This is a genomic window from Microbispora sp. H10670, from assembly GCF_014161385.1.
Taxonomy (GTDB): domain Bacteria; phylum Actinomycetota; class Actinomycetes; order Streptosporangiales; family Streptosporangiaceae; genus Microbispora; species Microbispora triticiradicis.
Map to the genome: position 1 here is coordinate 1 of NZ_JABBWW010000053.1, position 8,428 is coordinate 8,428.

At 70.6% G+C, this 8,428-nt stretch carries 8 protein-coding genes; 3 read left to right on the forward strand and 5 right to left on the reverse strand.

The features are described from left to right. On the forward strand, positions 1–295 hold a 295-nt coding region (locus tag HHX33_RS34160), incomplete at its 5' end, for an ATP/GTP-binding protein (RefSeq protein ID WP_182878176.1). A 28-nt stretch (positions 296–323) separates the two neighbouring features. On the opposite strand, the gene HHX33_RS34165 is transcribed toward HHX33_RS34160, so the two are convergent. The 5 genes from HHX33_RS34165 to HHX33_RS34185 are packed head-to-tail and all read right to left on the reverse strand — an operon-like array spanning position 324 to position 4,763. Beyond that, positions 324–1,328 (reverse strand): methyltransferase, encoded by a 1,005-nt coding sequence (locus tag HHX33_RS34165; RefSeq protein ID WP_182878177.1) that lies wholly within the window; start codon positions 1,326–1,328, stop codon positions 324–326. A gap of 5 nt (positions 1,329–1,333) precedes the next feature. After that, complete coding sequence (locus HHX33_RS34170) at positions 1,334–2,182, reverse strand: ABC transporter ATP-binding protein (RefSeq protein WP_182878178.1); 849 nt, start codon at positions 2,180–2,182, stop codon at positions 1,334–1,336. A 9-nt stretch (positions 2,183–2,191) separates the two neighbouring features. Continuing rightward, complete coding sequence (locus HHX33_RS34175) at positions 2,192–3,019, reverse strand: ABC transporter permease (RefSeq protein ID WP_310741641.1); 828 nt, start codon at positions 3,017–3,019, stop codon at positions 2,192–2,194. Beyond that, positions 3,016–3,789 carry an ABC transporter permease gene (locus tag HHX33_RS34180; protein WP_182878179.1) on the reverse strand — a complete coding sequence of 258 codons (774 nt, stop codon included), beginning with the start codon at positions 3,787–3,789 and terminating at the stop codon, positions 3,016–3,018. The genes HHX33_RS34175 and HHX33_RS34180 overlap by 4 nt, the downstream gene beginning before the upstream one ends. Continuing rightward, the gene (locus HHX33_RS34185) at positions 3,786–4,763 is read right to left on the reverse strand and encodes an ABC transporter substrate-binding protein (protein WP_259403153.1); all 978 of its coding nucleotides are present in this window, start codon (positions 4,761–4,763) and stop codon (positions 3,786–3,788) included. Before HHX33_RS34185 ends, HHX33_RS34180 begins: the two co-directional genes overlap by 4 nt. Before the next feature lie 404 nt (positions 4,764–5,167). Here HHX33_RS34185 and HHX33_RS34190 point away from each other — a divergent pair, with 404 nt between their 5' ends. Both HHX33_RS34190 and HHX33_RS34195 read left to right on the forward strand, forming a co-directional pair. Then, the gene (locus HHX33_RS34190; protein WP_310741642.1) at positions 5,168–8,068 is read left to right on the forward strand and encodes a nitrate- and nitrite sensing domain-containing protein; all 2,901 of its coding nucleotides are present in this window, start codon (positions 5,168–5,170) and stop codon (positions 8,066–8,068) included. Beyond that, a partial coding sequence (locus HHX33_RS34195) for a roadblock/LC7 domain-containing protein (RefSeq protein ID WP_182878181.1) occupies positions 8,065–8,428 on the forward strand: 364 nt, incomplete at its 3' end. The genes HHX33_RS34190 and HHX33_RS34195, both read left to right, overlap by 4 nt.

Here is an 8,428-nt window from a genome sequence, read left to right on the forward strand (position 1 = left end):
GCGGGGGGCGATCGGTGCGGTGGTGCTGGTCGACACCCGGCGGTTGGCCGACAGTTTTCCCGCGGTGGACTACTTCGAGGAGGCGCGGCTGCCGTTCGTCGTCGGCGTCAACGGCTTCGACGGGCAGTACCCGCACGCCGAGGACGAGGTGCGGGAGGCGCTGACCCTGTCGCCGCGGATCCCCGTCGTCCGCACGGACGCCCGGGACCGGGGATCGGTGAAGAGCACCCTGATCACCCTCGTCGAGCACGCGCTGACCATGCGGGTCGCCGTACCCGGCGGGGGGCGCGCCTGAGGCGGCCCCCGGCTCGGGCGTCACCGGTCTAGACGCGGACCGCCTCGACGAGGGTGGCGTGGAACGGCAGGCCGTAGGTGCCGACCAGGCGCAGCCCGGCCGCCCGCAGCAGCGCGTCGTGCTCCGACCTGCTGCGCTCCCTTCCCTGTCCGAACAGGCCGAGCATGCGCATGTCCAGGTCCTTCCCGAAGTGCGCCGAGTCGTCGTCCGGCAGGACCAACTCCACCAGCAGCACCCGGCCGTCGTCGCTCATCGCGTCGCGGACCACGCGCAGAATCCTGGTCGCGTCCTCGTCGTCCCAGTTGTGGATCACGCTGCCCAGCAGGTAGGCGTCGTGACCCGCGGGGACCGACGCGAAGAAGTCGCCCTCGACGATCTCCACCCGCTCCGACAGCCCCCACTCGTCGAAGGCCGCCCGCGCGTCCGGCAGCACGTGCGCCAGCTCCACCAGCACACCGCGCAGATGCGGGTTGGCCCGCAGCGCCGTCGCCAGGATGTGGCCCCGGCCGCCGCCCACGTCCACCAGCGTCTTGACCGACGAGAAGTCGTAGCTCGCGGCCACCCCGTCCGCCATCGGCTGCGACCGCTGGGTCATGAAGTCGTTGAAGATCCGGTTCAGTTCGGGCTCGGTCCCGAGGTGGTCGTAGAGCACTCCGTACTTCTCGACGAACGCCGACCGTCCCTCGCGTACCGTCGCGGTCAGGTTGTTCATGCCGTACGCGAGCGTGGGCGCGGTGTTGAACTGGACGGCCGTGCGCAGCGAGCCGGGCCCGCCGTCCACCAGCAGCCTGCCCGCGTCGGTCAGCGCGTACGTCCCGGGGGAGACGGAGGTGAACAGCCCGTTGGCGGCGCACGTGCGCAGCAGGCGGGCGAGGGACGGCGCGTGCGCGCCGCAGCGGGTGGCGAGCTCCTCGACGGTGAGCGGTCCGTCCTTCAGGTGGCCGGCGCAGTCGAGGTCGACGATCGCGCCGAGCGCCGCGGCCCGGTAGAACCCGCGCAGGTGCTCCCACACGACGCTGCTGGCTTCTGTCACGTTCACTACTCCTTGTTCAGATGTGAGGGTGTCTTCACGAGAGGTGAGGTCGTCATGTGCGGTGGGGCCGTGTTGAACTCCTCGGGGCCGAACTCGGGCCTGCCGCGCACCAGGCGGCTCACCTCGGCCCGCAGGTGCACGAACGCGGGCAGCTCCCGGGTCTCGATCTGGTCGCGGGGACCGGGCAGGTCCACGCGCAGGTCGGCGGCGACCACGGCGGGCGCCCGGGTCAGCACCACCACCCGGTCGCCGACGTAGACGCTCTCGTCGATGTCGTGGGTGATCAGGACGATCGTCATGCGGTGGTGCCCGCGTACGGCGAGGACGAGATCCTCCAGGTCCTCGCGGGTCTGGGCGTCGACGGAGCCGAACGGCTCGTCCATCAGCAGCAGCGAGGGACGGTAGGCGAGGGCCCGGGCGATGGCCACCCGCTGCTGCATGCCGCCGGACAGCTGCCAGGGATACTTGGCCGCGGCGCCTTCCAGGCTCACCGCCGCCAGCGCCTCGGCCGCCGCCGCACGCCGGGCCGCCCGGTCGAGGCCGCGCCGCCGCAGCGGCAGCGCCACGTTGTCGCGCACCGACAGCCAGGGGAACAACGACCTGCTGTAGTCCTGGAAGACCACCGCGAGGTCGTCGGGCGTCCCGCTGACCGGGCGGCCCTTGACGCGGACCTCTCCTCCGGTCGGCCGTACGAGCCCCGCGATCGACCGCAGGAGCGTCGACTTCCCGCAGCCCGACGGGCCGACGACGCAGACGAGCTCGCCCTCGGAGACCCTGAGGTCGATCCCGCCGAGCGCCCGGTGGGCATCGGGGCCGCTGCCGTAGGTGTGGGTCAGGTTGACGACGTCGAGCACGGTGTCACCTCAGCCTTTTCGCCCGGCACGCCGGTGCCAGGACAGGGTGCGCCGCTCCACCACGAGGAACGACGAGTTGAGGAGGAAGCCGAGGACGCCGAGCACCGCGATCGTCCCCCACATCCCCGGCAGGTCGAAGTTCTGCTGCGTGTAGATCAGCTCGTAGCCGATCCCGCTGGTCGCGCTGCCCACGAGCTCGGCGACGACCATCAGGATGAGCGCGAGCGACAGGCTCAGCCGCAGTCCCGCGAAGATCTTCGGCGCCGCCGCCGGCAGGATCACCATGACGAGCCGTTCGGCCCGGGACAGGCCGAACACGCGCGCCGTCTCGATGTGGAGGCGGTCCACGTAGCGGGCGCCGTCCACCGAGTTGACCAGGACCGGCCAGATCACGCCGTACACGATGGTGGCGAGCTGCATCCGCGTGTCCGCCTTGAACAGCACGATGAACAGCGGGATGAGCGTCGGCGGCGGGATCGCCCGGCCGAACTCGATCAGCGGGTCGACGTAGCCCGCCAGCGTCCGGGACCGGCCGATCGCCACGCCAAGGGCGATTCCGCCCAGGCAGGCGAGCGCCCATCCGCCGAACAGATGACCGAGGCTGGGCACGAAGTCGGCGAGGGCGGCGTCGCTGAGGAACAGGCGGGCCGGTGGCCCGGAGAACCACAGCTCGCGCAGCCGGGCCAGGATCGCCGACGGCGGCGGGAAGTAGACGGACTCCACCGCCCGCGCGGCGGCCTCCCACACGGCGACGACGACCGGCACCGCCCACAGCCGCACGGCGAGCCCGCGCGCCCGGCCGGCCCACCGGACGCCGCGCACGGCCGTGTTCGTCACTGGGCCACCCCCGCACGCGCGGCGTGCCAGCGGAACAGGCCGCGCTCGGCCCGGACGAGCAGCGCGTTCACGACCAGGCCGATGAGCCCCGCCCACACCGTGGCCGCCAGCATGAGGTCGATCCGGTAGCCCGACCCCGCCTTGATGATGTACACGCCGATGCCGCCCGCGCCGCCGGAGAGCAGTTCCGCGCTGATGGCCACCACCAGTGCGACCGACGCCGCCAGCCGTACGCCGGTCAGGACGAACGGAGCGGCGCTCGGCAGCGCTACCCGCAGCAGCACGGCCAGGCGGCCGAAGCCGAAGGCCCGCATCGTGTCCCTGGCGACCGGGTCCACGTCGTGCAGGCCGTACATGGTGTTGACGAGCACCGGCCAGCACGCGGCGTAGACGACGATCGTGACCTTCACCCCGCCCTCGGTGGCCATGATGAGGGTGACCAGCGGGATGAGCGCGATCGACGGAATCGGCCGGAGGAACTCGATCAGCGGCCGCAGCCCGATCTCCACTTTCGGCAGGCTCCCCAGCAGCACCCCCGCGGGTACGGCCAGCAGGGTCGCGACGAGGAGACCCTCCGCCCACACCTCGACGGTGGCCGAGGCGTCGTGCAGGAACTCGGAGTCGACGGCGAGCCCGGCCGCCCCGGCGAGCACGGTGGACGCCAGCGGCATGATCTGGGTGTCCATCAGGCCGGTACGGCCGGCGATCTCCGCGACGACGAGCAGGACCGCGACGCCGACGGCGCCGCGGACCACCTTGCTGACGATCATTGCGGCATCGGCACCAGCAGCGGAGTCACGTCCATCTTGGCCTTCAGGTAGCCGTACTCCAGCATCAGGTCGGCCACCCGCTGGATGCGCGTCGGGTTGAGGGTGGACGGGTAGGCGCCGAGGGTGATGATGGACGCCGCCTCCGGTTTGATCTGCGTGTAGTTCGGCAGCACCTTCTCCACTGCCTTGCGGTCGGAGCCGGCGATCTGCTGGGCCTTCACGATCGCGCGCTGGAAGGCGGCCATCGCCTTGGGATACTTCGACAGGATGGGCTCGGTCGTGGTCCAGCCCGCGATCGGGAAGTCCGCCATCGCGCCGGTCATCGTGTCGGCGATCTTGCGGGCGCCCATGTCCTTCTGCACGCCGGTCAGGAACGGCTCGTTGAGCCAGGCCGCGTCCGCCTGGCCCGACGCCAGCTTGCCCGGCGCCTGGGGGAAGGCCACGGGGACGTACTGGACGTCCTTGGGGGACAGCCCGTTGGCCCGCAGGGTCGAGGCGACGGCGAGCTCGCCGATGCTGTTCAGCGACGCGATGGTGACCTTCTTGCCCTTGAGGTCCTTGACCGACTGGATCGGTGAGTCCTTCTTCACCACGATGTCAAAGGTGTCCGGTTTCGCCTGATATGTATCAGCGAGGATGCGGAAGTTCCCTGCTTTCGCCTCCTGGGCCGAAATCACCGTGAAGTAGTTGCCGATTGTGATGTCCGTCGCGCCGCTCACCAGTTGCGGGATGGCGACGGTGGTGCTCTGCACGACTTCGGGCTTGACGGTCAGCCCTTCGGCCTTGAAGAACCCCCGTTCCTGCGCGATGAACAGCGCCGCGACGTCGGCGATGGGGAGAATGCCGACCTTAAGGGTAGTTTTCTCCAGTCCGTTATTGCCGGTCGCTGTCGTATTCGTGTCCGCACCGCCACACGCGGTGAGTGTCAACGCTGCTATGACGCCTATGACGGTCCTGTGACCCGTCAGCCTCATGGAGTCTCCTGGGGTGGGGAAGCGGAGGCGCCCGGTGCGAGAGATGGCGGCACCGGGCGACGGGCGAGAAGCGTAGCGGGACTTAAACCGGGATAACAGGATTAGGAGCCCTATGTCACCAAACTTGTCAGTAAATCCACTATGCCCCGTAACCCGGGGTGTGGCCGTTTGGACCGATGCATGTCCAGAACTTGATTCGGAAATGCCGGGTCCCGCTTGGTGTTGCTCGTACAAAGCTTTCCCGATGCGCCGCCGCGCGAAACTCTCCCTCCTTGGACCGTGCCAAATTATTCGACAGGTTGGTCTATCTCGTCGCCTTATGCTCCAATTGCCGATGTCTTGTGGGAGGTATCCCGAGTGATAGGTCCGCATCCCATCTAGAAGAACCGCGTGAGGTTGCATCAGTGAGGACGGCAACAGCCGAGAGCGGTCGTCGTAGTGAACGGAAGCCGCCCCCGCTGCCGGCCGGCTCCGAGGCGTCCGCCGGGGAGCAGGGAGAGCAACCGGCGCAGCCCGGGCAGGACGCGGGCAGCCGGCTGGCGCTGAAGAACTGGCGGCTGCGCACCCGGCTGCTGGCGTTGATCCTGGTGCCGACCGCCGTCGCGGTCTCGCTGGGCGGCCTGCGGGTGACCTCCTCCATCAGCAGCGCGGCGGAGTACCGCCGGGTGCAGGACGTGGCCGAGCTGATCCTCGGCGTCGGTGACTTCGTCCACGAGCTGCAGCTCGAACGCGACCTGACGGCCCGTTACGTGGCGCTGGACCGCCGGGGCGGGGCGATGCTCTCGCTGATCCGCGACCAGCAGTCGGCGGTCGACGCGGCGGCGCAGCGGGTGCGGGCGAAGGCGGACACCGCGGGCGCCGCGTTCGGCGACATCGGCCGCGCCGACCTCGTCCGCCTGCGCGGCCGCCTCGACGAGCTGCCCGCGCTGCGCACCACGGTCCTGGAGAGCAAGCTTCCCGCGCTGCCCGCGATCGAGAAGTACTCGCTGTTCGTCGCCGACGCGCTGCGGCTGTACGACGAGACCGTGCAGGGCGCGGTGGACGAAGGCGTCATCACCGGTCTCAAGTCGATGGCCTCGCTCGCGCGAACCGAGGAGGAGGTCTCCAAGCAGCGCGCGCTGCTCGCCGCCGCCCTGGTGCGGAACCGGTTCGAGAACGCGGAGATCGACGCGTTCACCGCCGCCCGCGCCCGCGAGGTCAGCGAGCGCAACGCGTTCCTCGCGCAGGCCACGGCCACGCAGCGCCAGCTCTTCTCGGACACCGTCACCGGCCAGAAGGTCGACCGGGCCGAGTACCTGCGCGCCCTCGCCCTGAGCCTCACCCGCGACGGCCTGCCGCTGCACCGCATCGAGCCCGGCGGACAGGCCGCGGACACCTGGTTCGACGCGATCACCGAGACCGGCGACCAGATGCACAAGGTCAACCTGGCGCTCGCTCGCTCGGTGATCGGGCGCAGCGAGGAGTTCCAGGCATCCGACCAGAGGGTCGCCGCGATCAACGTGATCCTGGTCGTCGCCGTCCTGATAGTGGTCCTGATCATCACCCTGGTCATGGCCCGCTCGGTCGTCCGGCCGCTGCGGCGGCTGCGCAGCGAGGCGCTGGAGATCGCCGGTCACCGGCTGCCCGACCTCGTCCAGCGGCTGCGCGAGTCCGACTCGGCCGGCACTCAGCAGGTGCAGCCGATCGGGGTGATGTCGGCGGACGAGATCGGCGAGGTGGCGCGGGCCTTCGACGAGGTCCACCGCGAGGCCGTACGGCTGGCGGGCGACGAGGCGCGCCTGCGCGGCAACGTCAACGCGATGTTCGTGAACCTGTCGCGGCGCACGCAGACGCTGGTGGAGCGGCAGATCACCCTGATCGACGGGCTGGAGCAGGGCGAGCAGGACGAGGAGCGGCTCGGGAACCTGTTCAAGCTCGACCATCTCGCGACCCGCATGCGCCGTAACAGTGAGAACCTGCTGGTCCTCGCCGGGCAGGAGACCGCCCGCCGCTGGAGCCGGCCCGTCGAGATCACCGACGTCCTGCGGGCCTCGCTGTCGGAGGTCGAGGGTTACGAGCGGGTGGTGCTGAACTTCCCCTCGGACGTCTCGATCGCCGGCCAGGCCGTCAACGACGTCATCCACCTGATGGCGGAGCTGGTCGAGAACGCGCTGTCGTTCTCCGCCCGCGACACCCGCGTGGCCGTCTCGGGCAACCGGATCGACGGCGGGGGCGTGATGATCTCCGTCACAGACTCCGGCATCGGGATGACCACCGAGGAGATCACCCAGGCCAACTGGAGGCTGGCGAACCCGCCGGTGGTGGACGTGTCGGTGTCCCGCCGGATGGGCCTGTTCGTGGTCGGCCGTCTCGCCATGCGCAACGGCATCCGGGTGCAGCTCAGGCCGCACGACGGGGGTGGGCTGACCGCCATGGTCCTGCTGCCGGAGAGCCTCATGGGCCGCGCGTCGTACCCGGAGCAGTCCTACGCGGGAGCCTTCGCGCCCGCCTGGAGCGGGCAGCCCGGCCAGTCGTCCGGCTGGAACGACCGCCCGCAGGGGCTTCCCGCGGCGGCGCCGGCGGCGCTGCCTGCCGCCCGGCAGCCCGGGGCGTTCTCGCGGATGCGCCCGTTCGAGCCCCTGCCCGGCGAGGCGACCGGCCCGATTCCCACCGTCGCCGGGTCCGCTTTCTCCGGTTCCGCCTTCTCCGCTCCCGCTTTCCTCGACCCCGCTTTCTCCGATCCCGCCGTCTCGGGTCCGATCACGGCCCAGTCCGGAGCGTTCTCCGTCAACACCGGGCCGGTCCCCATGCCGTCCGGCCCCGTTGCCGGCCCCACGCAGACCGGTCCGGTGTACGGAGCGCCGGTGGGAATGGGCGGAGCGCCGCCGGCGCCGCCGGCTGAGGAGTTCCTGCCGATCTTCGCCTCCGTGGAGTCGGCGTGGTTCCGGCGCACGCCCGCCACCGACACCGGTCCGTCGGAGTGGCAGCGTGAGCAGGCCACGGACGCGGGATGGCAGGCCGCCGCCGCGGCCGCCGAGAAACCGGCCTGGGAGGGCACGACGACCTCCGGCCTGCCGAAGCGGGTCCCGAAGGCCAATCTGGTGCCCGGCTCGGCGGATTCGACCGGACCACAGCAGCCGCCGGCGGCGCCGGCGGCGCAGCAGACGCCGCCGGCGCCACAGCAGCCGCGGCCGCCCCTGTCGCCGGACCGGGCGCGCAGCCGTCTGTCCAGCTTCCAGCAGGGAGTGCGGCAGGGGCGGGCGGTGGCCCGGGGCGAGCTGAGTGAGGACGAGGGCTATCCGACGAAGAAAGGGGACGGCGCATGAGGGAGTTGAGCCAGGGCGCACGCGGCCTGAACTGGCTGATCAGTGATTTCGTGAGTGCGGTCCCGGGGGTCGCGCACACCGTGGTGGTGTCGGCCGACGGGTTGCCTCTGGCGTTCTCGAACGGGTTCCCCAAGGATCGGGCGGATCAGCTGGCGGCGGTGGCCGCGGGGTTGATCAGTCTGACGCAGGGGGCGTCCCGGGTGTTCGAGGGCGGCCCGGTGGTGCAGACGGTCGTGGAGATGCAGCGGGGTTTGTTGCTGATCATGTCGATCAGTGACGGGTCGTGTCTGGCGGTGCTGGCGGCGGCGGACTCCGATCTCGGTCTGGTGGCCTATCAGATGACGTTGCTGGTGGAGCGTG